At 74.1% G+C, this 26,236-nt stretch carries 26 protein-coding genes, 3 tRNA genes and 1 pseudogene; 13 read left to right on the top strand and 17 right to left on the bottom strand.

From position 1 onward, the window contains the following. Positions 1-106: 106 nt before the first annotated feature. The 7 genes and pseudogenes from lon to ZF1_RS02835 form a co-directional block, all read right to left on the bottom strand. Positions 107-2,449, bottom strand: coding sequence for an endopeptidase La (lon, locus tag ZF1_RS02865; protein WP_482636388.1), 2,343 nt, complete (start codon positions 2,447-2,449; stop codon positions 107-109). Positions 2,450-2,694: 245 nt separating this feature from the next. Continuing rightward, positions 2,695-3,233, bottom strand: a pseudogene (locus ZF1_RS02860) (YbaK/EbsC family protein). Next, positions 3,230-3,541 (bottom strand): DUF2516 family protein, encoded by a 312-nt coding sequence (locus ZF1_RS02855; RefSeq protein ID WP_482636387.1) that lies wholly within the window; start codon positions 3,539-3,541, stop codon positions 3,230-3,232. Before ZF1_RS02855 ends, ZF1_RS02860 begins: the two are co-directional and overlap by 4 nt. Before the next feature lie 150 nt (positions 3,542-3,691). Next, a complete protein-coding gene (locus ZF1_RS02850) occupies positions 3,692-4,420 on the bottom strand; it encodes a hypothetical protein (protein WP_482636386.1) in 729 nt (242 codons plus the stop codon). Positions 4,421-4,425: 5 nt separating this feature from the next. Beyond that, positions 4,426-4,890, bottom strand: a complete 465-nt coding sequence (locus ZF1_RS02845; protein ID WP_062399838.1) for a helix-turn-helix domain-containing protein — start codon at positions 4,888-4,890, stop codon at positions 4,426-4,428. Between the two features lie 159 nt (positions 4,891-5,049). Further along, positions 5,050-6,393 carry a DUF445 domain-containing protein gene (locus tag ZF1_RS02840; protein ID WP_482636385.1) on the bottom strand — a complete coding sequence of 448 codons (1,344 nt, stop codon included), beginning with the start codon at positions 6,391-6,393 and terminating at the stop codon, positions 5,050-5,052. A gap of 285 nt (positions 6,394-6,678) precedes the next feature. Continuing rightward, positions 6,679-7,272, bottom strand: a complete 594-nt coding sequence (locus ZF1_RS02835; protein WP_482636384.1) for a bifunctional DNA primase/polymerase — start codon at positions 7,270-7,272, stop codon at positions 6,679-6,681. A 252-nt stretch (positions 7,273-7,524) separates the two neighbouring features. Between ZF1_RS02835 and ZF1_RS02830 the strand changes: the two genes are divergently transcribed. Further along, positions 7,525-8,325: a TspO/MBR family protein gene (locus tag ZF1_RS02830; protein WP_482636383.1), complete on the top strand. Its 801-nt coding sequence runs from the start codon at positions 7,525-7,527 to the stop codon at positions 8,323-8,325. A gap of 77 nt (positions 8,326-8,402) precedes the next feature. Here ZF1_RS02830 and ZF1_RS02825 read toward each other — a convergent pair whose 3' ends face one another. Beyond that, entirely contained in the window at positions 8,403-8,606 is a 204-nt protein-coding gene (locus ZF1_RS02825; RefSeq protein WP_020627638.1) for a cold-shock protein, read from the bottom strand. Between the two features lie 1,375 nt (positions 8,607-9,981). Between ZF1_RS02825 and ZF1_RS02820 the strand changes: the two genes are divergently transcribed. Beyond that, complete coding sequence (locus ZF1_RS02820; RefSeq protein ID WP_482636382.1) at positions 9,982-10,134, top strand: hypothetical protein; 153 nt, start codon at positions 9,982-9,984, stop codon at positions 10,132-10,134. Between the two features lie 61 nt (positions 10,135-10,195). On the opposite strand, the gene mftR is transcribed toward ZF1_RS02820, so the two are convergent. Next, the gene (gene mftR / locus ZF1_RS02815; RefSeq protein WP_208824584.1) at positions 10,196-10,834 is read right to left on the bottom strand and encodes a mycofactocin system transcriptional regulator; all 639 of its coding nucleotides are present in this window, start codon (positions 10,832-10,834) and stop codon (positions 10,196-10,198) included. 235 nt (positions 10,835-11,069) lie between these two features. Here mftR and ZF1_RS02810 point away from each other — a divergent pair, with 235 nt between their 5' ends. Continuing rightward, positions 11,070-12,110, top strand: a complete 1,041-nt coding sequence (locus ZF1_RS02810) for a sigma-70 family RNA polymerase sigma factor (RefSeq protein ID WP_208824582.1) — start codon at positions 11,070-11,072, stop codon at positions 12,108-12,110. Continuing rightward, complete coding sequence (locus ZF1_RS02805) at positions 12,089-12,820, top strand: aminoglycoside phosphotransferase/kinase family protein (protein WP_357439184.1); 732 nt, start codon at positions 12,089-12,091, stop codon at positions 12,818-12,820. The genes ZF1_RS02810 and ZF1_RS02805 overlap by 22 nt, the downstream gene beginning before the upstream one ends. 7 nt (positions 12,821-12,827) lie before the next feature. Here the strand turns inward: ZF1_RS02805 and ZF1_RS02800 are convergent, their stop codons facing one another. Beyond that, positions 12,828-13,478: an FMN-dependent NADH-azoreductase gene (locus tag ZF1_RS02800; RefSeq protein ID WP_346105864.1), complete on the bottom strand. Its 651-nt coding sequence runs from the start codon at positions 13,476-13,478 to the stop codon at positions 12,828-12,830. Between the two features lie 91 nt (positions 13,479-13,569). Here ZF1_RS02800 and ZF1_RS02795 point away from each other — a divergent pair, with 91 nt between their 5' ends. The 3 genes from ZF1_RS02795 to ZF1_RS02785 all read left to right on the top strand — a co-directional run bounded on the left by ZF1_RS02795 (position 13,570) and on the right by ZF1_RS02785 (position 15,306). Then, the gene (locus tag ZF1_RS02795) at positions 13,570-14,052 is read left to right on the top strand and encodes a MarR family winged helix-turn-helix transcriptional regulator (RefSeq protein WP_482636381.1); all 483 of its coding nucleotides are present in this window, start codon (positions 13,570-13,572) and stop codon (positions 14,050-14,052) included. Positions 14,053-14,114: 62 nt separating this feature from the next. Beyond that, positions 14,115-14,669: an ATP-dependent Clp protease proteolytic subunit gene (locus ZF1_RS02790; RefSeq protein ID WP_482636380.1), complete on the top strand. Its 555-nt coding sequence runs from the start codon at positions 14,115-14,117 to the stop codon at positions 14,667-14,669. Between the two features lie 10 nt (positions 14,670-14,679). Then, entirely contained in the window at positions 14,680-15,306 is a 627-nt protein-coding gene (locus ZF1_RS02785) for a MerR family transcriptional regulator (RefSeq protein ID WP_405419809.1), read from the top strand. Here ZF1_RS02785 and ZF1_RS02780 read toward each other — a convergent pair. Then, complete coding sequence (locus ZF1_RS02780) at positions 15,288-16,235, bottom strand: endonuclease/exonuclease/phosphatase family protein (RefSeq protein WP_482636379.1); 948 nt, start codon at positions 16,233-16,235, stop codon at positions 15,288-15,290. The genes ZF1_RS02785 and ZF1_RS02780 overlap by 19 nt on opposite strands. Positions 16,236-16,317: 82 nt before the next feature. On the opposite strand from ZF1_RS02780, the gene ZF1_RS02775 reads away from it, so the two are divergent. Then, on the top strand, positions 16,318-17,256 hold the full coding sequence (locus ZF1_RS02775; RefSeq protein WP_482636378.1) for a hypothetical protein: 939 nt from the start codon (positions 16,318-16,320) through the stop codon (positions 17,254-17,256). Here ZF1_RS02775 and ZF1_RS02770 read toward each other — a convergent pair. From ZF1_RS02770 to ZF1_RS02745, 6 genes are all read right to left on the bottom strand, one after another. After that, on the bottom strand, positions 17,240-18,184 hold the full coding sequence (locus ZF1_RS02770; RefSeq protein WP_357439196.1) for an MBL fold metallo-hydrolase: 945 nt from the start codon (positions 18,182-18,184) through the stop codon (positions 17,240-17,242). The genes ZF1_RS02775 and ZF1_RS02770 overlap by 17 nt on opposite strands. An 83-nt stretch (positions 18,185-18,267) precedes the next feature. Beyond that, positions 18,268-18,341 (bottom strand) — tRNA-Phe (locus ZF1_RS02765). A 36-nt stretch (positions 18,342-18,377) separates the two neighbouring features. Further along, positions 18,378-18,451, bottom strand: a tRNA-Asp gene (locus ZF1_RS02760). Between the two features lie 40 nt (positions 18,452-18,491). Beyond that, positions 18,492-18,564: transfer RNA gene (locus tag ZF1_RS02755), tRNA-Glu, on the bottom strand. Positions 18,565-18,684: 120 nt separating this feature from the next. Further along, on the bottom strand, positions 18,685-18,903 hold the full coding sequence (locus ZF1_RS02750; protein ID WP_062399816.1) for a hypothetical protein: 219 nt from the start codon (positions 18,901-18,903) through the stop codon (positions 18,685-18,687). 185 nt (positions 18,904-19,088) lie between these two features. Next, positions 19,089-20,378, bottom strand: a complete 1,290-nt coding sequence (locus tag ZF1_RS02745) for a GDSL-type esterase/lipase family protein (RefSeq protein ID WP_482636377.1) — start codon at positions 20,376-20,378, stop codon at positions 19,089-19,091. A 262-nt stretch (positions 20,379-20,640) separates the two neighbouring features. Here ZF1_RS02745 and ZF1_RS02740 point away from each other — a divergent pair, with 262 nt between their 5' ends. The 5 genes from ZF1_RS02740 to ZF1_RS02720 all read left to right on the top strand — a co-directional run bounded on the left by ZF1_RS02740 (position 20,641) and on the right by ZF1_RS02720 (position 26,201). After that, complete coding sequence (locus ZF1_RS02740) at positions 20,641-22,530, top strand: propionyl-CoA synthetase (protein WP_482636376.1); 1,890 nt, start codon at positions 20,641-20,643, stop codon at positions 22,528-22,530. A gap of 148 nt (positions 22,531-22,678) precedes the next feature. Next, positions 22,679-22,936, top strand: coding sequence for a hypothetical protein (locus tag ZF1_RS02735; RefSeq protein ID WP_062399812.1), 258 nt, complete (start codon positions 22,679-22,681; stop codon positions 22,934-22,936). A 95-nt stretch (positions 22,937-23,031) separates the two neighbouring features. Next, positions 23,032-23,223, top strand: coding sequence for a ferredoxin (locus ZF1_RS02730; protein ID WP_224392573.1), 192 nt, complete (start codon positions 23,032-23,034; stop codon positions 23,221-23,223). 109 nt (positions 23,224-23,332) lie between these two features. Continuing rightward, a complete protein-coding gene (locus tag ZF1_RS02725) occupies positions 23,333-24,958 on the top strand; it encodes an acyl--CoA ligase family protein (RefSeq protein ID WP_482636375.1) in 1,626 nt (541 codons plus the stop codon). A gap of 25 nt (positions 24,959-24,983) precedes the next feature. Continuing rightward, positions 24,984-26,201 carry an MFS transporter gene (locus ZF1_RS02720; RefSeq protein WP_253067624.1) on the top strand — a complete coding sequence of 406 codons (1,218 nt, stop codon included), beginning with the start codon at positions 24,984-24,986 and terminating at the stop codon, positions 26,199-26,201. The last annotated feature ends 35 nt before the right edge of the window (positions 26,202-26,236 follow it).

Raw genomic sequence — 26,236 nt, 5'->3', positions numbered from 1 at the left:
GCTGCATCTCGGCGAACTCCCCCCGGGGGGCACGCGACGGCGCCCGCCCCGCGTGCTGCGGGACGGGCGCCGGGTCGTGCGGCTCGGGCCGCGGGTCGGACGGAGGTCAGGCCGCGGACTGCTCGGCCGTCGCCGCGTCGTGGGCGGGCTCCAGGGCGATCGCCAGGACCTCGGAGACGTCGGCGACCGGGTGCACCCGCAGCTCCTCGCGGACCGAGGCCGGGACGTCGTCCAGGTCCGGCTCGTTGCGCTTCGGGATGATCACGTCGGTCAGTCCGGCCCGGTGCGCGGCGAGCAGCTTCTGCTTCACCCCGCCGATGGGCAGGACCTTGCCCTGCAGCGTCACCTCGCCGGTCATGCCGACCGAGCTGCGGACGGGACGTCCGGAGGCCAGCGACGCCAGCGCCGTCATCATCGTGACGCCGGCGGACGGGCCGTCCTTCGGGACCGCACCGGCCGGGACGTGCACGTGCAGCTTGCGCGACGCGAGGTCACCGGCCAGCCCGCGCGAGCGCAGGTAGGACAGCGCGATCGAGACGGACTCGGTCATCACCTCGCCCAGCTGCCCGGTGATCTGCAGGCCCGGCTCGCCGTCCATCGAGGTGGCCTCGATGAACAGCACGTCACCACCGGCGCCGGTCACCGCCAGCCCGGTCGCGACGCCCGGCACCGAGGTCCGCTCGGCGGACTCCGGCGTGAACCGCGGACGGCCGAGGTAGGTGACGAGCGCGTCGGCGTCGACGTGCACCGGGCGCTCGGTCTCCGACGCGTCCAGCTGGACGGCCACCTTCCGCAGCACCTTCGCCAGGCCCCGCTCCAGCTGCCGGACCCCGGCCTCCCGGGTGTACTCGGCGGCGATCATCGACAGCGCGACGTCGGTGAACTCGACGTCACCGTCGTCGAGACCGGCCTTCGCGACCTGGCGCGGCAGCAGGTGGTCACGGGCGATCGCGACCTTCTCCGGCTCGGTGTAGCCGTCGAGCGTCACGATCTCCATGCGGTCGGCCAGCGGGCCGGGGATCGCGGAGCCGTCGTTCGCCGTCGCCAGGAACAGGACGTTCGACAGGTCGAGGTCGACCTCCAGGTAGTGGTCGCGGAACGTGTGGTTCTGCGCCGGGTCGAGGACCTCCAGCAGCGCCGCGGTCGGGTCACCGCGGAAGTCGCTGCCGACCTTGTCGATCTCGTCGAGCAGCACGACGGGGTTCATCGAGCCGGCTTCGCGGATGGCGCGGACGATCCGGCCGGGCAGCGCGCCGACGTAGGTGCGCCGGTGACCGCGGATCTCCGCCTCGTCCCGGACGCCGCCGAGCGCGACGCGGACGAAGTTCCGGCCGAGCGCGCGGGCGACCGACTCCCCCAGTGACGTCTTGCCGACGCCGGGCGGACCGACCAGCGAGAGCACCGCGCCCGAGCCGCGGCCGCCGACGGTGTCGAGACCCTTGCGCTCGCGACGGGCGCGGACGGCGAGGAACTCGACGAGGCGCTCCTTCACGTCGTCGAGGCCGGCGTGGTCGGCGTCGAGGATGCGGCGGGCCTCCACGAGGTCCGACGAGTCGGTGGTCGTGGTGCTCCACGGGATGTCGAGGACGGTGTCGAGCCAGGTCCGGATCCAGCCGGACTCCGGGCTCTGGTCCGAGGAGCGCTCCAGCTTGCCGACCTCGGTCAGCGCGGCCTTGCGGACGTCGTCGGGCAGGTCGGCGGCCTCCACGCGGGCGCGGTAGTCGTCGGAGCCCTCCGGGTCGTCCTCGCCGAGCTCCTTGCGGATCGCGGCGAGCTGCTGGCGGAGCAGGAACTCGCGCTGCTGCTTCTCCATGCCCTCGCGGACGTCGTTCGAGATCTTCTCGGTGACCTCCTGCTCGGCGACGTGCTCCTTGGTCCAGCCCAGGAGCTTCTCGAGCCGGGCGTCGAGGTCGGTCTCGGCGAGCAGCTCGGCCTTGTGCGCGACGTCCAGCCACGACGCCCACCCGGCGAGGTCGGCGAGCGCGCCCGGGTCGTTCGTCTGCTGCACGGAGTCGATGACCTGCCAGGCTCCCCGCTGCTGCAGGATGCCGATCACCAGGGCCTTGTACTCGCGGGCGAGCTCGTGGGTGCGACCGGTGGGCTCGCCGGCGTCGACCGGCTCGGCCTCGACCCAGAGCGCCGCGCCGGGGCCGGAGACCCCCGACCCGATGCGGGCGCGGCGCTCACCCCGCACGACGGCGGCCCGGTCCCCGTTGGGGAGCCTGCCGATCTGCTCGAGCACGGCGACGACGCCGATGGCGCCGTAGCGGCCGTCGATGCGGGGCACGACGAGCACCCGTCTCCCGTCGTCGCGGTCCTGGGCCGCGGCGGTGGCCGCATCGACCGCAGCACGGGTGTCGGAGTCGTCGAGACGGACGGGGACGACCATGCCGGGCAGGACCACGGCGTCGTCGAGGGGCAGGACCGGGAGCGTCAGCACGTCACTCATGTCCTGCCCAACCACACGGAGGGTCCTCCGCTTCCCGGAGTTGAGTCGTGTCCGCTCAGGGCGAACGCGACCACCGGAGCACGTCACGGCGACCGTGGGCACACCGGGTTCCGCGGGCGGCCAGTTCCTGCCGCTGCCCGCGGGCTGGACCTCGGCCGACGGGCCCGCCGTCCCGCTCCCCCGCGGGGGTGGCCACCGGCTGGGGTGCACCGCCGCGGAGGCGGCCCGCAGCACGGGCTGCCGACTCAGCGCGCGAGGTCCGGCACGACCTCGGCGCCGGGAAGCGACGCCAGCAGGTCGCCGGGCACCGCCGGCTTCCCGCCCGCGTCCCGCTCCCGACGACGACGGCGTCGGCCCCGGCGACCCCGGGCGACAGCCGGAGCGGCCAGTCCGCGGGGAGCCCGATCGGGGTGATGCCGCCGTAGGCCATCCCGGTCAGGGCGACGGCGTCGTCCATCGGCGCGAACGACGCCGTGCGCACGTCGAGGCGGCGCTTCACCGCGCCGTCGACGTCGACCCGGGTCGTCGCGAGGACCACGCAGGCGACGTACCGGGTCTCGCCGCCACGCCTCCCGGCGACGACCACGCAGTTCGCGGCCCGTTCGACCGGGGAGGAGTAGGCGGCACAGAACGCGGCGGTGTCGGCCAGGTCGGGATCGATCTCGGCGACGGCGATCCGGCCCGCGTCGAGCCCCGCCAGCGCGACGGCGACGGGCTCCGCGAGCAGGTCGGGCCGGGCCGGCGCCGGGACGGCCGTGAGCGCCCCGAGGACCGGGGGGTTCACCAGCGCGGTCCGCCGCCCTGGACCTCCATCACCGCGGGCTTGACGTCGACCAAGTAGACCAGCGTCGCGACGGTGGCGGCCAGCCAGAACATGGCACCGCCGAACATCGGGCCGTTCGTGATGATCAGGAGCAGCAGCGCGACGCCGGTGATGCCCAGCCATGCGTTCTTGGTGAGCTTGCCCGCCGCGGTGAAGGCGTCCGCACGTTGCATCAGTGCGTGCCCGAGCGAGAACCCGCCGACCACGACCATGATCCACTTGATCACGAAGATGATCAGTTCATCGGGGGCACCTGGCAGTGACAGCACTCGGCCAGGGTACGGACAACCCGGGCGTCGGTCACGTCCGGCGCCGGATCCGGGCAGGACGATCCGCATCCGCACACGACGGCGCCCCCGGCCGATCGGGATCGGCCGGGGGCGCGGGTCGTGCTCACCGGGCGCGGGGCCCGGCGGGTGTCACTTCTTGGCCGACGCCGTCGAGGTACCGCGGCGGGTGGTCGGCTTGCGGGCCGGGACCTTCGCGCCGGTGGCGGTCTTCGGGTCGGTCTTGGCGGCGGTGCGGCGCGCGGTCGAACGCGTGGTCGTCGCGACCTCGTCGCCGGCCTCCTCGATCGCCTCGGCGGCCTCCTTCGAGACCTCGGTGACGACCTCGGCGGCCTCGCTCGCGGCGGTCTGGGCGCGGCGGGCGACCTTCTCACCGACCGAGCGGGTCTGCGTGGTGACCGCACCCAGGGTCTTGACGGCGACGTCGTGGGTCTCGTCCACGAACTCGTCGACGCGGGTGTCGAACTTCTCGGTCAGACCCTCGACGGTCGCGATGGCCTGCTTGACCTGCGGCTGCTTGCGGATCCGGCCCCAGGCCTTCTCACCGCGCTGGGCGAATCCGACGTAGACGCCCTCGACCTCGGAGCGGAACTCCTCGACCTGCTTGCGGATGTTGTCCGAGGACAGCTTGCCGCGGAGCTCCTTGAGCTCGTCGGGGAGCTCCTGGACGCGGGTCTGCACCTCCTCGGCGCGCTTGGTGGCGGTGGAGCGGGCGTCGGTGACGGCCTTGCTCACGGTGGTGACGGCGAAGTCGCCGGCGCCCAGCACGGCGAGCAGCGGGGTGCGGACGACCTCGGCCTGCTCGGCGGTCTGCTCACGCAGCTTCTGCACGTCGGCGCTGGTGGGGAGGTTCACGGCCATGGTGATCACTTCCTCGTATCGGTGGGGGTGTCGGTGGTGCCGGCAGAGAGGCCGTTCTCCCTGCGAAAGGACTCGTAGACATCGAGCAGCACACGTTTCTGCCGCTCGTTGAGAGTCGGATCGGTGAGCACCGCGTCGGTCACCTGACCGGCGGGCCGCTCCTCGAGGATCCCGGCGCGGACGTACAGCGCCTCGGCGGAGATCCGCAGCCCCTTGGCGATCTGCTGCAGTATCTCGGCGGACGGCTTGCGCAGCCCGCGCTCGACCTGGCTGAGATACGGGTTGCTGACGCCCGCGGTGCGGGCCAGCTGCCGCATGGAGACCTGGGCGGCCTCGCGCTGGGCGCGGATGTAGGACCCGATGTCCTCCACCGCGTGCCCCACGGTCTGACCGACGCTCTCGACGGCCTGCGCGACGCGCTCGACGGGTTCGACGGACTCACGCTCTCCGTGCTTGCGCTCGGTGGCCATCCATCTCACCTCCGCCTCGATCCGTTCCTCACTGACGGAACCGACCGTACGCGGCGCCGCTAGCTCCTGCAAGCACAGTGCTAGCGCTGGTCACGTGGCGTGCGCCACGTCGGTGACGGCCCGGTGACGGTGCGATGTCATCCGGGGACACCCGACCGATCACCCGATGACGAGCTCCCCCACGGTGTGGATGACCAGGCCGGCGAGCGCCCCCACGACGGTGCCGTTGATCCGGATCCACTGCAGGTCCCGCCCCACCTGGAGCTCGATCTTGCGCGAGGTCTCCTCCGCGTCCCAGCGGGCGACGGTCTCGGTGATCAGGGTGGTGATCTGGTGCCGGTAGTGCCGCACGACGTACGACGCGGCGTCCGCCAGCCAGCCGTCGAGCTTCGCGCGCAGCTCGGCGTCGTGGCCCAGCCGCCGCCCGAAGGCCATGAGGCCGTCGCGCACGCGCAGGCGCAGCTCGTTCGACGGGTCGTCGGCGGCGTCGAGGACCATGGACTTCACGACCGTCCAGGCGCGGCCGATGAAGTGCTGCACCTCCGGGTGCTCGACGACCTGGCGCTTGACCTGCTCGGCGCGCTCCATCGTCGTCGCGTCGTGCTGCAGGTCGCGGGCGAACTCGGCGAGGTAGCGGTCCACGGCGTGCCGCAGCGGGTGCTCGGGGTCGGTCTTGACCGCCCAGGCGTACCCGCGGATCTCGGCGAACAACTTGTCGGCCACGAGGTCGTCGACGAAGCGCGGCGTCCAGGACGGTGCGCGATCGTGCACGACCCGCAGGACCATCTCCTGGTTGTCGGCGACCCAGTCGTAGGCGCGGTCGCAGACGAGGTCGACCAGCCTGCGGTGGGCGCCGTCGGCCAGGACGCCCTCCAGCGCCTTGCCCATCGGCGGACCGACCGGGATCTCCATCAGCTTGCGCACCGCGACGGTCTCGATGACGTTCTGCACGTCCTCGTCGCGCAGCACGGTCACGAGGGCCCGCGCGGCGGTGACCAGCTCGGTGGTGATCCGGTCGGCGTTGTGCTGCTCGGCGATCCACCGCCCGACCGACTCGCTGACCCCGATCCGCTCGAGCTTGTCGCGGACGACGGACTCGGACAGGAAGTTCTCCCCGACGAAGTCCCCGAGGCTGTCACCGATCATGTCCTTCTTGCGCGGGATGATCGCGGTGTGCGGGATCGGGATCCGCAACGGGTGCCGGAACAGCGCGGTCACCGCGAACCAGTCGGCGAGCGCACCGACCATGCCGGCCTCGGCGGCGGCCCGGACGTAGTCCGCCCCGGGGACACCGCGGACGACCTCGAAGTACTTCGCGACGAAGAACACGACCGTCGCGCCGAGAAGGAACCCGGTGGCGACGGCCTTCATGCGCCGCAGGTCGCGCCGCTTCTGCTCGTCACCGGGGCCGAAGCCGCCGAGAGGGACGCTGGGAACGGATCCGACGGTGCGGTCCCGCTGCGGGACGGGGGTCGGGCGCTCCGGCGCGCGGGAGGTCTGCACACACCCATAGTGCCCGGGGACACCGACATCGGGCGGCGGGGGGCACGCGCCGTGGGTCCCGGCCGGGCCCGGGGGATGGTCCCGCCGGACCCGGCCGTGGCCGGTGGAGCGGCTGCGCGGCGAGGGAGAAGTGCCCCCTCGGGCGCCGCTTCCGGGCGTACCGCCCGGCCGGTCCCGGCGTCCCCCGCGGGTGATCGGCGGGGACGGCAACGGGACGGAACCCGGGCGGGCGGTACGCGGTCGCGCGGGCCGGATCCTCGGTTCCGTCCGGGCCGCGCGGGAGGGTCAGCGCCGCAGGGCGCCCGGGACGCCGGACTGCTCGGCCCGCGCCTCCTGCTCGTCGGGCAGGGCCTGCTCGCTGTCGCGACGGCGCACCGCGTCGCAGATCGCCTCGACGACGACCGCGGCCTCGGGCACCCGGTAGCCGACCCGCGCCGGGGCCACGCGCCACTGCACCCAGCCCTCGGGACGCTCGGTCGGCGGGGCGACGACGCCGATGCCGTCGGTGTGCAGCACCACGTCGGTGTGCAGGCTCAGCTCGGCCGGGAGCGCGTGCCGCGGGCTCATCGGGAACCACCAGGTGCCCTCGGGCGTCGCGGCGACCGGCACGACCTCGCCGGCCTCACGCAGCGTCCGGCAGACCCGGCGACCGATGACCGCCGGGACCTCGACCACGTCGAGCACGTCGCCCGTCGCGAGCATGACCTCCGCGCCCGGCCCCGGCACGAGCGGCCAACCGTGGTCGGCGTACTCGCGAGCGGCCGCTCGCAGCTCCGCGCCGTAGACGGCTCGGTAGCTGTCCCACCAGGACATGGAGGTCACTTCCTTCCGCTTGCGCGACAACCCCTGTGGTGCCGCTTTCCCTGTGAAGTACAACACCAGGATCGGGCTCCGGGCACGAGTTCGCGAGGAGTACGCGGCGAGGGTGCGCAGCGGCGAGACGAGCGGGGAGCGCCGACCGCACGGCGTCGCGACCACCGGTGAACGGCGGGTGACCGGGCGCAGCGGACCGACGACCGGTGGCAACCCCGCCGCCGTCCGGCGCAGTGCCGGTCGTCGTACCGCTCGACATGCCTCGTGCGTCGATTGTCTTTATCATCGAGATGGTTGCGACGATCGGAAGGACTGGACATGGCGTCGACGACGGCGAGGGCGGGCCGCACGGCAGGCCCGGCCACCGGGATGGACACGGCACGCACCTGGGCGGTGCTCGCCGCGGCGGTGCTGCAGGTGGTGGCGGGCTCGCTCGGCGGCAGCGGGACGTTCGGGGAGTCGCAGCGGGTGCTCAGCGACCGTTACCCCTCACTGGTCACCCCGGCGACGGTGGCGTTCTCCGTGTGGGGCCTCATCTACCTGGCCCTGCTCGTGTACGCGGTGTACCAGTCGCTGCCCGGGCAGCGGTCGCGCCCGGTGCACCGGGCGACCGGCTGGCTGTTCGTGGCGACGGCGGCGCTCAACGCGGGCTGGATCGTCGTGTTCTCCCAGGAGCTCCTGGGTACCGCGCAGCTGCTGATCGTGGCACTGCTGGTGACCCTGGCCGTGGTGCTGCACCGGCTCGCCGCGTTCCCCGCCGAGGGAGTGGCCGACCGGGCACTCCTGCACGGCCCGCTGGCCTTCTACACGGGCTGGGTGTCACTCGCGACCGTGGCCGGGTTCTCGGTGACGCTGACCTACTGGGGCGCGCCGCTCGGCCCGGTGACGGCCGCGGCACTCCTCGCTGCCGGCGTGCTGGCCGCGGGCGTCGCGACCCGGCGGACGACGGCGGCGCTGCCCTACGCGGCGACGGCCGTCTGGGCGCTGGTCTGGGTCACGGTGGAGTCCGCGACGGCCGGGACGGTGCCGGTGACCGTGGTCGCGGCGCTCGGCGCCGTGGCGGTGGTCGTCGCGGCGGCACTGCGGGCGCGGGAGGGGCTGCGGCCGGCCTTCGGCTGACCCCGGGAACGACGACGGCGCCGGTCCCCGAGGGGAGCCGGCGCCGTCGCGGTGCGCGGGTCGTGCCCGCGCAGAAGTCAGATCACGCGGACCGAGTCGGCCTGCGGGCCCTTCTTGCCCTGGCTGGCCTGGAAGTCGACGCGCTGGTTCTCCTCCAGCGTGCGGAATCCGTTCGACTCGATGGCGGAGTAGTGGACGAAGACGTCCGGTCCCTCGTCGTCGGTGGCGATGAAGCCGAAGCCCTTCTCGGCGTTGAACCACTTGACGGTGCCCTGCGGCATAGCGTGTGTCCTTCTCAGATGGAGCGGTTCCGGCCCTCACAGCAAGAGCCGGAGGTCGCGTGGACACCGCCGTGGCACCTCAGCACCGATCGACGACGCCCACCGTCACAACTTCACACGGACGCTTCGCGGCGATCGGAGAAGAACGACTGCAACCGACGCGGACGCTACCACGGCTCTCCGGCACGTCGACCGTCCTCACTCGACGCCCCCGCACGGGCCCGTTCCGCGACGCCGACCGCCCGTCGCACCACTCCGGCGCGATCACGGAACGTGAGATCCGATCCGCCGATCGGCGACGGGCGGTCATCACCGTCCCGAACGGGTGAGCGCAGGACGTGTTCCACGCCGTCGGGTGAGCGCCGGGCGCCCGTCCTCCCCGATTCGGGTGGTGACGGCGGTCCGGGCCCGTCCAACGGCCCCCTCCGTCCCCGGACGGGGTCGCCCGTTCCGGGTGCGTTGCGGTGCGATCCGCTCACAGCGTGACCGATGGGGTCCCTGTGACTCGTGTGGCCACGATCGGGCCACTGGTGGACGACGCCCGGTGACCGCAAGCTCAGCGCCGTCCGTCACCCCGTGCAAGCAGCACAGCGAACTGGAGAGACCGTGCGATCCCGAGTCACCACTTCCGTCGCCCTGACCCTCATGATCGGCACCCTGGGTGTGTACGGCGCCGGCGTGGCCGGCGCGGCCGAGCCCGTTCGTGCCTCCACCCCGGTCACGACCGTCACCCACGCGCCCGCCGCGGTGTCCGACGGCCCGCTGGACCGGTTGTTCGACACGCTCTTCGGGAACGGCGCGGCGACCGCCCCGGCGACGCCCACCGACACCACCGTCCCCGTCCAGGACGTGCCGACCCCGGCCGCACCGGGCGTTCCCGCGGCTCCGGGCGTCCCGGCCGCTCCGGCCGTCCCCGGCGCGCCGGCCGCGCCGCAGGTTCCCGCCGCCCCGGCCGTTCCGGGTGCGCCGGCGGCACCGGCCGTGCCCGCCGTCCCGGCTGCGCCCGCCGCTCCGGCCGTGCCCGCGGCCCCCGCCGCTCCCGCGGTGCCGGCCACCCCCGCCGTCCCGGGGACGCCGGCCGCGCCCGCCGTGCCCGCGGCCCCGGCGGCTCCGGTGGCGCAGGTCGCCCCCGCGGCGCCCGCCGCCCCCCGGTCGCCCCGCGGCGCCGGCCGCCTCGGTGACCCCGGCCGTCGCCGTCACCTCGGACACCGCGGGCCGGCAGGCCCCCGAGCCCCCGGCCGTCCCGGGCGCTCCGGGCGTTCCGCAGGCGCCGGCCGCCCCGGGCGCTCCCGCGGCCCCGGCGGTACCCGCCGTCCCGGGTGCGCCCACCGCTCCGGCTGCCCCTGCCGCTCCGGGTGCCCCGACCGCTCCCGCCGTGCCCGCGGCCCCGGCAGCACCGGGCGCCCCGGCCGTCGCCACCGCCCCGGACGGCACCGCCGCTCCGCAGGCCCCGGCCGACGCCCGGACCCGGGACACCGCCCCGACCCGCCCGAGTCTGTGGGAGCGACTGTTCGGCACCACCCGCTGACCTGCGACGCAGGCACCACCACGCGACGGCGTCCCGCACCGGGGCGCCGTCGCGGTGCGTCTCAGGGGAGCTCGGTCGCCCAGCCCCGCTGCAGCGCCCGCAGCACCTCGTCGAGCAGGTCGGCGAGCTCGGAGCCGTCGTCGGCCAGCCAGCGCTCGTAGGCCGCGATGCACACGCCCAGGCAGGCGTGTCCGACGCTCTGCGGGACGAGCTCCGAGGCGTCCTCGCCACGACGCTCGGCCACGTAGTCGGCCACGACCTCCCGCCACGAGGCGTAGCGCAGCGTCGAGTGCGCCTGCAGCGCCGGGGTCTGCAGGATCAGTCGCAGCCGGCGCCGGTGCCAGGGCTGCTCGTCCGGCTCGACGTGGTTGAACTCCAGCACCGCCCGCCGGACCCCCTCCAGCGTCGGCAGGTCCGACGGCTGGGCCGCGAGCACCGCGCGCATCCGCACCAGCTGCTCCTCGAAGGCGCCCCAGGCGATGTCGTTCTTGGAGGCGAAGTACCGGAAGAACGTGCGACGCCCGATCCCCGCGGCGTGCGCGACGTCGTCGACGGTCGTGTGCTCGAACCCCTGGTCGCTGAACATCTCCAGCGCGATGTGCTCGATCTCCGAGCGGGACGTGACCGGGCGACGACCGGCGCGGCGCGCCCCGCCCCCGCCGGTACTCCCGATCCCGTCGTTCTCGGTCACCGCTGACATCGTCGCCCCGCCGTGCTCCCCGACTCCTCCGTCGTGCCTACGACCGGCGGACCGGGAGGGTCGAGCGGAACGCCGTCGGCCTCGATCATCCCACGTCGCGGCCGGCCCGTCGGCGCACGTCGCCCCTGTTCGGCGGCCGTTCGTCGCGCGGGCCCTCCACTTTGTCGGTGTTGCGCGGCACACTCGCGGCCAGACGGACCGGGACCCACCCGGACGGGTACGTCGAGGGGGAACCATGAGCGCACCCGCACGGGCCGCCGACACCACCGTGGACGAGCGGCCACCCGAGGAACGCCTCGAGGACCACCGGCGTGAGCTGACCGGCTACTGCTACCGGATGCTCGGCTCGGCCTTCGAGGCCGAGGACGCGGTGCAGGACACGATGGTCCGGGCCTGGAAGGGCGTCGCGAAGTTCGACGGCCGCTCCTCGCTGCGGTCCTGGCTGTACCGCATCGCCACCAACGTCTGCATCGACGCGTTGAACGGGCGCAAGCGCCGCGCCGTCCCGATGGACATCGGAGGCCCCGGCGCACCGGTCGCCGAGTCGCTGCGCGAGCCGCTGCCCGACGCCGAGTGGCTCGAACCGATGCCCGACGCCCGGGTGTCGACGCCCGCCGGGGACCCGGCGGACAAGGCCGTCGCGAAGGAGACGATCCGGCTGGCGTTCATCGCGGCGCTGCAGCACCTGCCGGCCCGCCAGCGCGCCGTCCTGATCCTGCGCGAGGTCCTGTGCTGGAAGGCCGCCGAGGTCGCCGAGCTGCTGGACACCTCGGTCGCGTCGGTCAACAGCGCCCTGCAGCGCGCCCGCGCCACCCTGGGCGAACAGGGCATCTCCGAGGCGGCGCCGCAGACCTCCCCGGCGATGGACCCGGCGCAGACCGCGCTGCTGATGCGCTACATGGCAGCGTTCGAGGCGTTCGACATGGAGGCGCTGACGGCGCTGCTCCACGAGGACGTCGAGCAGAACATGCCCCCGCTGGAGCTCTGGTTCCGCGGCCGGGACGACGTCATCGCCTGGATGGCGACCGGCCCCGGGCAGGGCTGCCGCGGGTCGCGGGTGGCTCCGGTGGAGATCAACGGGACGGTCGGCTTCGCCCAGTGGAAGCCGTCCGGGCCGAACGGCGAGTTCGAGGCCTGGGGCATCACGGCCCTGCGGATCGAGGACGGGGCGGTCACCGGGCTGAGCATCTTCCTCAACACCGAGCTGTTCGGCTACTTCGGGCTGCCGCTGAAGCTGGCCGACCGGCCGGAGCTGTGGGAGCCGAAGGCCGGCTGACGCCGCCCGGGCTCGCCGCCTGGCCGGGGCTGCGCATCACGGCCCGGCTCGGCGGCGGGCACCGCGGCGCGGTCTGGGCGGCGACGGACGGGAGCCGACGGCTGGTGGTCCACCGGAGCGGGCGGACGCCCGCGGCGCTGGACTGGGAGCTCGACCTGACCGGCGAGCTGCGGGCCCACGGTTTCCGCGTACCCGACGTCGTCCCGACCGGTGACGGACGGCGGCGGTGCGGGGCGGTCGTCGTCCGGACCTGGCTCGACGGCGACCCACCCGGGCCGGGCGACGAGGCCGCCGTCGCTGCCGAGCTGCACCGGCTGCACGCCCTCACCTCGGGGCGGAGCCAGCGGCCGGGGTTCGTGGGCACGGTCGAGCTGCTCGCGGGCGCCGTCCGGGGCGGGGACGTGGACCTGACCGCGATGCCGTCCGACGTCGTCGCGGAGTGCCGGGCCGCGTGGGCCGTGGTGGGCGGTCCGGTCGCCGTCGTCCACGGCGACCCCGGCCTGGGCAACATCCGGGTCCTGGACGGACGTCCGGGCCTGCTCGACTGGGACGAGTGCCGGGTGGACCGGACGGCGCTCGACCTCGACGGTGGGCCCGGGGCTGCCCGCGAGGCCCGCCGCGCCGTCGACGCGTGGGAGGTCGCCGTCTGCTGGACCGTCGAGCCCGGCTACGCCCGGGAGCGGCTCGCCGCGCTGCGCGCCGCCCCCTGACCGGGCCTCACGCGGCCGGCGTCACCGCGGCGACCCGCTCCCCGGCCGTCCGGGCGTCGATGCGGGCGCGCTCGCGCTTCTCCGCGGCCAGCGGGCGCAGCTCGCTCATCGCGGGCACCACGTCGGCCAGGGTCAGCTCCGTCTCCACGACGGTCACGTCGGCACCCCACACGTCGCGCAGGATGCGGGTGATCCAGCCGGAGCCGTGGTCCCAGCCCTCGCGCGGGGTGCCCGGCCCGTAGCCGCCTCCCCGGGAGACGACGAGCACGACCGGGCGGCCGGCGAGGGGCGTGCTGCCCGGCGCGAACCGGGGGTCGGTGATCAGGGCGTCGACCCAGGTCTTCAGGTGCGCCGCGATGCCGAAGTTGTAGAGCGGCGATCCGATGACGACGGCGTCCGCGGCCAGCACCTCGTCGGCCAGCTCCGCGATGCGCGCGAGGGCCCCGCGCTGCTCCGGGGTGCGGTCGGCCTCGGCCACGTACCCGGCCGCGACCGCGGTGGTCCACAGGTCGGCGGGCAGCGGGGCGGTGCCCAGGTCACGGCGGACGACCTCGGCGCCCGGTCGCGCGTCGAGGTAGGCGCGCTCGACCTCGTCGGCGATCTCGCGGCTGACGGAGCCCTCGGTGCGGATGCTCGCGTCGAGTCGGAACAGGGACATGACGACCTCCCGGTCGATCTGGGGCGAAGATGTTCTGTTGAACAGAGTATCTGCGCGAGAGACGACCTTGGCAAGCGCGTACCCTGTGACGATGTCCGGTCCGTCCGCCCCGCAGAGCGTCGAGTGCGACCTGGCGTGGGCGTTGACCCGGGTCGCGCGCGACCACGCCACGGCGGTGCAGTGCGTCGTCGGCACGCTGCCCGGCGGTCAGCGCGGCTTCCAGGTGCTCGCCGCCGCGGCCGGGGACGATCCGCCCACCCAGCTCGCACTCGCCCGCAAGCTCGGCGTGGACCGCACCGTGATGACCTACCTGCTGGACAAGGTCCAGGAGGCGGGACTGATCGAGCGGCACCCCGACCCGAACGACCGACGGGCCCGCCGGATCGTGCTGACCACGGCCGGCCGGGCGCTGCTCTGCGAGACCGAGACGCGACTGCGCACCGCCGAGGCCCACATCCTGGCGCCGCTCTCCCCGGACGAGCAGGGCGCGCTCCGGACGCTGCTGCGCCGGGTCGCGACCGCGGGCACCGACCCGACCTCCACCGAGGGCGAACCCCGTCCGCCGTCGGCGTAACCGCAGCTCAGGTGGCCCGCCCCGGCCCTAGTGTCGGGCGGCACCCGAGGAGCGGAGATCCGATGCCCGTCCTGTCCACCCCGTCCGACCCCGCCGACCGTCTGCTCGGCGAGCGGATCGTGCTGCTCGCCCGCGAGCTCGACGACGACGTCGCCGCCGAGACCTGCGCGCGCCTGCTGCTGCTGGCCGCCCAGGACGCGCGCCGCGACATCACCCTGCACGTCCTGGCGCCCGGCGGCTCCCCGGTCGCCGCGATGGCGGTGCACGACACGATCCGCACGCTCGGTGTCGACGTCGCGACCGTCGCCGTGGGATCGCTCGCGGGCCCGGTGCCGTTCCTCGTCGCGTCGGGGACGCCGGGCAAACGGCTCGCCCGCGCACACGCCGCGTTCCTGCCCACCGCCGACGGGCCGGTCCGCGGCTCGCACCCCGGCGACGTGCGGGTCCGGGCCGACCACCTCGCCGGACGCCGCCGCGAGATCGAGTCGCTGACCGCGGCGTACTGCGGCGCCCCGTTGCCCGACGACGCCCGGGACCGCTGGCTGTCGGCGGCGGAGGCGGTGACCTTCGGCCTCGTCGACGGGCTGTCGGAACCCCGGACCAAAACGGATAGCTAGAGTCTCCGATGTGCGAGTCTCGGATCTGTCCCGGTCGTCCGGTGTCCCCGTCGCGACGATCAAGTACTATCTGCGCGAGGGCCTGCTGCCCCGCGGCGAGACGACGTCACCGAACCAGGCCCGCTACGACGACGCGCACGTCCGCCGGCTGCGCCTGATCCGGGCGCTCGTCGAGGTCGGCGGGCTGCCGATCGCGACCGTCCGCGAGGTGCTGTCGGCCGTCGACGACCCCGCGGTCGGCCTGCACGACATGCTCGGCCGGACGGTCTACGCGATCACCGGCGACGTGGGCGCATCCGGCTCGCTCGACGAGGCGGAGGCCGACCTGGCCGGAGCCGTCGCCCACGTGGGCTGGCAGGTCGGGAAGGACGCGCCCGCGCTGGCCGGGGCCCGGTCGGTGCTGGCCCGGATGCACGAGCTGGGCTGGGGCCCCGGCGAGGAGACCCTGCGGGCGTGGGCCGAGGCCGCCGACCGCGCCGCGGAGGGCGACCTGGCCGCGATCGGGCGGACCACCGACCGCGAGGAGGCCGCGGAGACCGCACTGGTCGGCACCGTCCTCGGCGACGCCCTGCTCGCGGCCCTGCGCCGGATCGCCCAGGAGAGCCGCTCCGCGCAGCGCTACCGCGCCGGGTCCTGAGTCCCGGGCAGCCGCACCGTCACCAGCACCGCGCGGTGGTCGCTGCCTGGGGTCTCGAGGACGACGTGGCGGCGGGTCACCGACCCGCGGGGCACGAGCACGTGGTCGATGCGGATCCCGGCCCAGCGCGGCAGCGACGACGGGAAGGTCCCCACGAGCCCCCGCCCGGTGCCGTCGGTGGCGTCGACGCAGTCGCCGGACGCGTCGCGCAGCCGCCGGTGGTCGACGACGGCGTTGAGGTCCCCGGCCACGACCGGCGCCGGTCGGGTGCGGGTCCACTCCCCGATCAGCGCGAGCTCACCGGTCCACAGCTCGGTCCACCGCGGGTTCGTCGGGGCGGAGGTGTGCACCGCGTACAGCGTCCGGGCACCGAGCAGCCCACCGGTGACCTCCAGGTACGGCAGCCGCATCCCCTGCCCGGGCCGGACGTCGACCTCCCCGGCCCGCGGCGCGACCAGTACCACCGTGCCGCGCTGGTCCGGGACGCCGGGCGGGACCGAGGACCAGCCGCGGTAGCCGCCGAGCAGGGGCAGGAGCCGGTCGAGGTAGGCGACGCCCGCCTCGGGCAGCACGACGACGTCCGGCCGCTCCCGGGTCACCGTCGCGGCGAGCGCGCCGGTGTCGGCCCGCCCCAGCAGCACGTTCGCGACGAGCACGGTCAGCTCGGGCCCGTCCGGCAGCGGGCCGTCGGGGCGCGGCAGCACCCGTCGCAGCGCGGGAGCGGCGGCCGCGGCGCCGGCCAGGCCCACCGCCGTCGCGGTGCGGCGCAGCCCGGTGAGCCGCAGGAGACCCGCGACCCCCAGTCCGGCGACGCCGAGCTGCGGACGCAGCGCGGTCAGCCCGACCAGGGCGGAGCGCCGGTCGGTCCGCCACCGCCGCGGCAAGGCGGTGACGGCGGTACGCAGGGCTCGGTCGACGATCGCGGACACGGGTGGACAACGGACGCGGGCCGCGCACGGTTCCACGAGAATCACATGGACAGTCCAGATATCCGATAGTTACAGTATCCACATGCGGAACATCCTCGCGTGGCACCGTCCGTTGATGGTCGTCGGTCTCGTCTGCGCCGCGGCCGTCCCGCTCGGCCTGCTGGGCACCCTCGTCGACCCGCGCGAGGTGCTCGGCGCGCCGGTGTGGCTCAAGCCCACCAAGTTCGCCGTCTCCATCGCGATCTTCTGCGTGACCTGGGCCTGGCTGTACGACCAGCTGCGCTCCCGGCGCGGCCGGACCCGTGGCGCGTTCCTCGCGGGCACGGTCGCGGCGGTGGCCCTGGTGGTGGAGATGGTCGTCATCGCCGTCCAGGCCGGGCGGGGCACGACCAGCCACTTCAGCTACACCTCCCGGCTCGACGCGGGCCTGTGGACCACCATGGGGATCTCGATCGTCCTCGTCTGGCTGGCGACGTCGTGGGTCGCCGCCGGGCTGTTCGCGGTGCGCGACCTCGACCCCGCCCGCACGGTCGCGATCCGCGCCGGCGCGGTGCTCGCGCTGGCCGGTATGGCGCTCGGCTTCCTGATGACGTCACCGACCCCGGACCAGCTCGCCGACTTCCGCGGGATCGCCGGGGCGCACACCGTCGGCGTCCCGGACGGCGGCCCGGGACTGCCGCTGGTCGGGTGGAGCACGCTGGTCGGCGACCTGCGCGTCCCGCACTTCGTCGGGATGCACGCGCTGCAGCTGCTGCCGCTGCTGCTGATCGTGTTCGAGCTGGCCGCAGGGCGGGTGGCACGGCTGGCCGACCCACGGGTGCGTCGCGACCTGATGACGACGGCCGCCGCCGGCTACACCGGCGTGCTCGCCCTGCTGACCTGGCAGGCGCTGCGCGGACAGCCGCTCGTCGAGCCGGACACGCCCACCGTCGCCGCGGCCGGGGTGCTGACGGTCCTGATGGTGGCCGGCGCCGTCGTCGCGCTGAGGGAGCGGCGACCGGTGCTCACGCCAGGCAGGTGAGCGGGCGCCCGCCGTTGTACTCGACCATCTCGGTGAGCGCGACCGTGCTGTCGATCGGGGCGCCTCGCTCGGCGCCGTCGAGCTCGGCGTAGGCGCGGTGCAGGTTCCCGACGATGCGCTCGGCGTCCGGCCACTCGCCGAACCGGCCGAGGTCGGTGTCGCGGGCGGCCTCCAGCGGGCGAATGCCGGCGTCGCGGGCGCGCTCGGCCAGGTCGAGGACGAACCGCAGGTAGTCGACCGTGTCCCGGAGCGGCCCGTCGCCCCGGAACACCGGCCCGTGGCCGGGCACCGTCGTCGCGGCCCCGAGCGGGAGCACCACCTGCTCCAGGACGTCGATCGCGCCGGTCACCGAGCCCATCAGCAGGAACGGCGTGCCGCCGTTGAACACCAGGTCCCCGCAGTAGAGGACCGACCGGTCGGGTACGTGCACGAGGACGTCGTTGGTGGTGTGGGCGGGCGTCCCGACGTGGAGGACATCGGCCCGCAGGTCCCCCAGGTGCAGCGCGATGCGGTCGATGAAGGTGAGGAACGGCGGGTCCAGCGGGAGCGAGCCCCAGTCGCCGTGGTCCCAGAACGGCAGGTCCCGGGGCGGGCCGAAGGCGATCATCTCCGCGCGTGCCCGCTCGTGCGCGACGACCGTCGCGCCGGAGAACAGGGCGTTGCCCCAGGTGTGGTCGCCGTGGTGGTGGGTGTTGACCAGCGTGCGGACCGGCCGGTCGGTGACCTCGCCGATCGCGGCCGCGAAGGCCCGCGTCCGGCGCTCGGTGGAACAGGAGTCGACGGCGACGGCCCCCTGCGGCCCGACGAGCAGGCCCGTGTTGTTGATCCACCAGGTGCCGTCCGGCTGGACGTAGGCGAAGAGCCCGTCGGAGACCTCCTCCAGCCGGGGCGGGCCGGGGACGGTGATGTCGTGCGGGTAGGAGCTCATCGGCCGATCGTGACCGAACCGACCCCGGAACGCACGAGAGCCGGTCGGTGGCTACCGACCGGCTCTGCGGGGGATCAGGACTGTGGCCAGGGGCGGGGTCGAACCGCCGACCTTCCGCTTTTCAGGCGGACGCTCGTACCAACTGAGCTACCTGGCCCCGGCCTCCGGTGAACCGGAGATCCAGAGAGTGGAGCGACCCAGACGGGACTCGAACCCGCGACCTTCGCCGTGACAGGGCGACGCGCTAACCAACTGCGCCACTGGGCCTTGCTCTCGCGAGACGCATCGTAGCCGATGTGTCTCGCGGTACCCCCAACGGGATTCGAACCCGCGCTGCCGCCTTGAAAGGGCGGAGTCCTAGGCCGCTAGACGATGGGGGCTGGGACCAGGCCCGAGGGCCTCGACCTTCCCTCAACGGCTGTCCGTTGGGAGTGAGGAAACCTTACGACACCGCTCCGAGGGGCCCTGCAACCACCCCCCGGTTCCGGCGTCGCCGCAGGTCAGCGAGCCACGGGTGGCGGCTGTTCCGGGTTGCCGGAGATCAGCCCCAGCATGTCGAGCAGCTCGCGCAGATCCTCGGAGTCGTCCGAGTTCCGGGCGACGACGAGCCGGGCGCGCTGCACCTGGTCGTCGGAGACCTTGAAGGCGTCGGCCGCGTTCCGCGGCGCCGGAATGGAACTGGTGTCGTCGTCGATGCCGCGCTTCGCGCCGATGGTCACGAGGCCTCCCCGTAGGCCGCCAGGACCTGCTCCGGGCCCGTCCGTGGGACGCGCCGCGTGCCGGTGTCCGTCGGTACCGCCACGTGCTGTGGCCGTGACTAAGACGTTACCCATCGTGCGGGGACCCCGCACGCCCCTTCCCGGGTGACGGCCGGTCACCCGGCGCTGTGGGGGACGGGTGCGGCTCAGCGATCCCGCGAGACCCGGCAGGGGCTGCCGGACAGCTCCCCGACCGGCACGGATGCCGCCAGCGCCCGGTACCCGGCGGGCGACGGGTGGAGCCCGTCGCCAGAGTCCAGATCCGGACGGAGCCGGTGCGGATCACCCGGGTCGCCCAGTGCGGCGGCCGCGTCGATCACCCCGTCGGCCCAGCGATGACCATCCGAACGGAGCCAGCCGTTCACCTCGTCCCGGGTCGCGACGGCCGTCGGGGTGGCGCGACCGCCGCTGGCCGACGGCGGGATGGTGGTGAGGAACACGCGCAGCCCCGCGGCGCGGGCCCGCTGGGCGAAGCCCTGCAACCCGGCGACGAGGTCACCGGCGGCCGCGCCGGCGGCGACGTCGTTGGTGCCGACGAGCAGCACCACGTCGCGCACGCCGGGAACGGCGGCCACGTCGTCGTCCCAGCGGGTCGACGGCGCGTCACCGCCGGCCGGCGGGTCGTCCTGCAGCAGCTGGTTGCGCGACAGTCCCGCGTTCAGCACGGTCATCGGCCGGTCGCCGCCCGCCGCGGCCAGCCGGGCGGCGAGCTGGTCGGGGAAGCGGTCGTCGCCGCCGGGGGTGGAGCCCACGCCGTCGACGAGGGAGTCCCCGATCACGAGGACGGCGCCGTCCGGGCGAGCCGCCAGGACCTCCAGACCGGTCAGCACCGGCCAGGACTGCAGGGTCGTGTCGAAGCCCGCCGCGTCCGGGGCCGCGGTGCGGTCCCCCGGCCCGGACAGCCAGGCGGTGCGCATCGCGACCGGGTGCGAGCCGATCGTGCGCGGCACCTCGGCCAGGAACAGGCTCACCGTCAGCGGCACGCCCGCCGCGGCGGCGACCGGTGCGGGATCGGTCAGCACCTCGGCACCCGCCGGGATGTCGGCCACGGGGGCCCCGCCGACGGTCAGCGGGACCGGCCGGGTCACCGCGGCGCCCGGGCCGGTGGCGCCGACGGTCATCGCCGCGATCCGCAGCGGCCCGTCGCCGTGCCGGTTGGACAGCCGCAGCCGCAGCTCCTCCCCCGCCGCGCCGGGCCGCACCACCATCCGCAGCGTCCGGCCGGCGAGGCTGTCGCCGGGGACGGCCTGCTGTGCGGCGTGCCAGGCGGCCGTCCAGCCGGGGGTGCACGTCGTCGCCGCGGCCGCCGCCGGGACGACCGACGGGACCGGGGCACAGCCCGCGGCCACGAACCCGGCGAGCAGCGTCCCGAGCACCGCCGCACCGGCGGCACCCCGCCTGCCACGCCACCGGACCGCACCGTCGTCGGGCCGCACCGGCACCGCCTCCCGTCCGTGGGCCCGCCCGCGTATCGGACGGGTCCCCCACGCGCTGTGTCGGGCCGTCACCCGATCACGTTACGGATCCGCCCGGTCACACTGCGACGATCGGCGCGTCGTCGTCGCCGAACGGCCCGTCCCTCCGGAGCGGTCCGCCCACTAGAGGGCTGCGCGTTGTCGGTGTCACCTCCTAGGGTCGTCGGCGACACGAGGGGCGGCCACCGTGGGCCGCCGGGATCGTCAGGGGAAGAGGACGACGGTGACCGCCTACGAGGAGATCTTCCGTTCCAGTGTGGACGACCGTGAGGGCTTCTGGCTCCGCGCGGCCGGCGGGATCGACTGGGACGTCGTCCCGACCCGCGCGCTCGACGAGTCGAACCCGCCGTTCTACCGCTGGTTCCCCGACGGCGAGCTGAACGTCGCGTACAACGCGCTCGACCGGCACGTCGACGCCGGGAACGGCGACCGCACGGCCCTGGTGTACGACTCGCCGGTCACCGGGTCGCGGCGCTCCTACACCTATGCGGAGCTGCGCGACGAGGTCGCGCTGTTCGCGGGTGTGCTGCGCGACCAGGGCATCGGCCACGGCGACCGGGTCGTCGTCTACATGCCGATGGTCCCCGAGGCCGCGATCGCGATGCTCGCCTGCGCCCGCCTCGGCGCCGTCCACTCGGTGGTCTTCGGCGGGTTCGCCGCCAAGGAGCTCGCCGTCCGGATCGACGACGCCGGGCCCAAGGTCGTCGTCTCGGCGTCCTGCGGCATCGAGGGCAAGCGCGTCATCGAGTACAAGCCGCTGCTCGACCGGGCGATCGAGCTGTCGGACCGCAAGCCCACGTCCACGGTGATCCTGCAGCGCGAGCAGGCCACCGCGCAGCTGGGCCCGACCGACGTCGACTGGGCCGAGGCCGTCGCCCACGCCACGCCCGCCGACCCGGTCCCGGTGAAGGCCACCGACCCGCTCTACGTGCTCTACACCTCCGGCACCACCGGCAAGCCGAAGGGCGTGGTGCGCGACTCGGGCGGCTACGCCGTCGCCCTGGCCTGGTCGATGCCCAACATCTACGACGTCGGCCCCGGCGAGACGATCTTCACCGCGTCCGACGTCGGCTGGGTCGTCGGCCACTCCTACATCGTCTACGCGCCGCTGCTGGCCGGAGCGACGACCGTGCTCTACGAAGGCAAGCCCGTCGGCACGCCGGACGCCGGACAGTTCTGGCGGGTCGTCCAGGAGAACGGGGTGAAGTCCGTCTTCACCGCGCCCACGGCGTTCCGGGCGATCAAGAAGGAGGACCCGGAGGGCACGTTCCTCGGGCAGTACGACGTGTCCTCGCTGAAGTACCTCTTCCTCGCCGGCGAGCGCCTCGACCCCGAGACCCACCGCTGGGCCTCGGATCTGCTCGGCATCCCCGTCATCGACCACTGGTGGCAGACCGAGACCGGCTGGCCGATCGCAGCCAACCCGGCGGGCATCGAGCTGCTGGAGATCAAGCCCGGCTCACCGACCCGTGCCATGCCCGGCTGGGACGTCCAGGTCCTCGACGAGCGGGGCGACCCGGCCGAGCCCGGTGTCGACGGCGCGATCGTGGCGAAGCTGCCGCTGCCGCCCGGTGCGTTCCCGACCCTGTGGAACGACGACGAGCGCTACGTCAACTCCTATATGTCGGCGTTCGAGGGCTACTACCTCACCGGCGACGGCGGGCACCTCGACGCCGACGGCTACGTCTTCGTCATGGGCCGCACCGACGACGTCATCAACGTCGCGGGCCACCGTCTGTCCACCGGGGGGATGGAGGAGGTCCTGGCCTCGCACCCGGACGTGGCGGAGTGCGCGGTGATCGGCGTCGCGGACACCATGAAGGGGCAGATCCCGCGCGGTTTCGTGGTGCTGAAGTCCGGCGTCGACAGCGACGCCGAGGGCTACGAGGACGGGCTGCGCGCCGAGCTCGTGCAGATGGTGCGCGACCAGATCGGCGCGGTCGCCTCCCTCAAGGACGTCGCGATCGTCCCGGCCCTGCCCAAGACCCGTTCCGGCAAGATCCTCCGCAAGACGATGCGCGGGATCGCCGACGGCGCCGAGGAGCCGGTGCCCTCCACCATCGACGACGCGTCGGTGCTGGACACGCTGCGTCCGGTGCTGCGGAGGGAGTGAGCAGCCTCCATCGGGTGGTCCGGATGCGTCCCGCTTGACCCGGATCACCCGATGGCGGTAACGGCGGACGGCCGCGACCCGATGGTTGGTCGACGGCCGCTGCCGCTCCCCGGTATCCCCCGCGCGGTCGTCGACGTGGAGGTGTGCCGTGGACCCGGCGCGACTGCGACTCGCGGCACTGGCCGCCCCGGTGGCGCTCGGCGCCCTGCTCGGCGTGGCCGCGATGCTCGAACCCGACGAGGTGCGCCTGCCCTCGGTCGGCAGCATCCCGGTGACCACCCGGGCGACGACCGCGCTCCTCACCGGTGTGCCGCACACCACCCCGCCGCCGACGCCCGTGCAGGCCCGCGCGAACCTCGCGCCGCAGCCGTTGCCGACCGCCGCGCAGACCCGCGACAGCCGCTGACCTGCAGCCTTCCCGAGCAAGGAAGGGAAGCATAACCGCAGGTCAGGGAGCCCTCAGTCCTGCGCCGTCGTCACGGCGGGGGCACCATGGATGTCATGAAGGTCATCGTGGATTTCGACCGCTGCGAGAGCAACGCGGTCTGCATGGGTGTCGCGCCGGAGGTCTTCGAGGTGCGCGACGACGACTACCTCTACATCCTCGACGAGAACCCGGCCGAGTCGCTGCGGCCGAAGGTCGAGGAGGCGGCACGGAGCTGCCCCAAGGCCGCCATCACGATCGAGGACTGAGCCCCGGCGGTCGGGGGCGCCGGGGGGCGCGGCCGGCGCGAGTTGCCGGGCACTCCTCGCAGCGAGCAGGATCGCGGCGACGAGTGCACCGCCTGCGAAGGAGCCGACCGTGACACAGGGCGCGACGACCGACGTCTGGACCACCCCGCTCACCCCGCTGGCCTTCCTGGGCCGCTCGGCCGAGGTGTTCGCGGAGTCCACGGCGATCGTCTACGGCGACCGCAGGCACACCTACGCCGAGTTCGCGGCGGAGGCGACCCGGGTGGCGAACGCCCTCGCCGCGTCGGGCGTCGAGCCCGGTGACCGGGTCGCCTACCTGCTACCGAACGTCCCGGAGATGCTCGTCGCGCACTTCGCGGTGCCGCTGGCGGGCGCGGTCCTGGTCGCGATCAACACACGGCTGTCGACCGAGGAGGTCCGCTACATCCTGGACCACTCGGCGGCCACGGTGCTGGTCGTCGACGCCGTCCTGTACGAGACGGTCCGCCCGGTCGCCGACGAGCTGGCCACGGTCCGCGAGATCGTCACCGTCGTCGACCCGGCGGCGCCCGGCGACGGCGTCGGCTCCGGGACGAGCTACGCCGACCTGCTCGCCCGCGGCTCGGACGACCCGCGGCCCTGGGCCGTCGACGACGAGCGGGCCACCATCACGATCAACTACACCTCGGGGACGACCGGCAACCCGAAGGGCGTCGAGTACCACCACCGCGGTGCGTACCTGAACTCCTTCGGCGAGATCGTCCACTCCGGGCACACCGCGGACAGCGTCTACCTGTGGACGCTGCCGATGTTCCACTGCAACGGCTGGTGCACCCCGTGGGCCGTGACGGCCATCGGCGGCACCCACGTCTGCCTGCGCGAGGTCCGCGGCGACACCATCTGGCGGCTGATCGGCGAGCACGGCGTCACCCATCTCAACGGCGCCCCGACCGTCGTCACGACGATCATGAACGCGCCCGAGGCCGTCACCCTGGACTACCGGCTGACGATCACGACGGCCGGCGCGCCGCCGTCGCCGACGACCATCCTGCATATGGAGCGGATGGGGTTCCGCATCGTGCATGTGTACGGCCTCACCGAGACCTACGGGCCGTACGCGGTGAACCAGTACCAGCACGCGTGGGACGACCTCGACGGCGAGGAGCGGGCGCGGCTCCAGGCCCGCCAGGGGGTCGGCATGGTGTGCGCGGACCGGGTCCGGGTGGTCGACGAGGAGATGGCCGACGTCCCCCGCGACGGCGCCACGATGGGCGAGATCGTGATGCGCGGGAACAACGTCATGAAGGGCTACCACCGCGACGAGGAGAAGACCGCCGAGGCGTTCCGGGGCGGCTGGTTCCACTCCGGCGACCTGGGCGTCGTGCATCCCGACGGCTACGTCGAGCTGCGCGACCGGGCCAAGGACGTGGTCATCTCCGGCGGCGAGAACATCTCCACCGTCGAGGTCGAGCAGGCGATCGTCTCGCACGACGCGGTGCTGGAGGCCGCCGTCGTCGGGGTGCCGGACGAGAAGTGGGGCGAGGTCTGCAAGGCCTTCGCCGTGCTCAAGCCGGGCCGCTCCGCCGAGCCGCAGGAGCTGATCGACCACGTGAAGACGAGGATCGCCCGGTACAAGGCGCCCAAGTACGTCGAGCTGGTCGACGAGCTGCCCAAGACCTCCACCGGCAAGGTCCAGAAGTTCGAGCTGCGCGAGAAGGAGTGGGCCGGCCGCGGGGACTCGCGCATCCAGGGTTGACGCATATCGGTTAGCGTTGCTGAACGTGAGCATCGCAACCGAATCGGGCACGACGGACACCACCGCGCCGTCCGCCTTCCGCGTCGCGACCGGCGCGGTGGTCGTGACGACGGCGTCGGTGCTCCCGGTGTTCCTCACCGGTGCCCTGTCGGTGCAGCTCTCGCGCGACCTGGCCTTCGACCCGTCCGGGCTGGGGCTGGTCGTCGCGCTGTACTTCGGGGTCAGCGCGCTGTGCTCGCTGCCGGTCGGCATGGTCGTCGAGCGGGTGGGATCACGGGTGACCAGCCGGATCGCCGTCGTCGGGGCGGCGGTGCTGATGGCGGCCCTGGCGCTGGGCGCGCGGTCCTACGTCGCGCTCGTCGTCCTGCTGCTCTGCGGCGCCTGGTGCAACGTGATGGGCCAGCTGTCGTCGAACCTGACGCTCGCGCGCTCGGTGCCCGCACACCGGATGGGGCTGTCCTTCGGGGTGAAGCAGGCCGCGATCCCGGCGGCGACGCTGCTGGCCGGGCTGGCCGTCCCCGCGGTGGCGCTGACCGTGGGCTGGCGCTGGGCGTACGGGATCGGCGCGCTGCTGGCGCTGGCGGCACTGTCCGCGTGCCCGCGCACCGACGCCCGCCCGGCGGCCCGCACGGGGTCCGGCGACCGGGCGACGGCCGCGCTCGCCGTGATCGGCGCCGCCTCCGGGCTCGCGGCCGGGACCGCGACCGCGCTCGGCATCTTCCTGGTCGCCTCGGCGGTGGACCGCGGGATCGACCCCGGTCTGGCCGGGCTGATGCTGACCCTCGGCAGTGTGGTGGGGCTGTCGGTGCGGATGCTGCACGGGTGGCTGGCCGATATGCGCTCGGGCGGCCACGTCGCCGTCGTCGCGGCGAGTCTCGCCGCGGGCGCCGGCGGGTTCGGGCTGCTCGCCGTGCCCGGGACGCCCGCGCTGGTCGTCGGGGTGGTGCTGGCGTTCGGGCTGGGCTGGGCGTGGCCGGGTCTGCTGCAGTTCGCCGTGGTGCGGCTCAACCCGTCCGCCCCGGCCGCGGCGACGTCGATCGTGCAGGTCGGTGTCTACGCCGGCGGTTTCGCCGGACCGATCGTCTTCGGCTCGCTCGCCACCCACGCGGGCTTCCCGACCGCGTGGACGGTCAACGCCGTCGTGATGCTGGTGTCGGCGGCGTTGATGCTGGTCGGGCGCCGGATGCTGCTCGCCCACGCGCGCCGCCGGGCCGAATCAGGACGCAGGTTGTCAGGGTCGTAGGGCACAGTGGCCCCCACTCGCACCTTCCGAGGGGG

The sequence above is a fragment of the Pseudonocardia sp. ZF1 genome, assembly GCF_056835605.1.
This window is presented reverse-complemented; position numbering and strand designations above follow the sequence as displayed.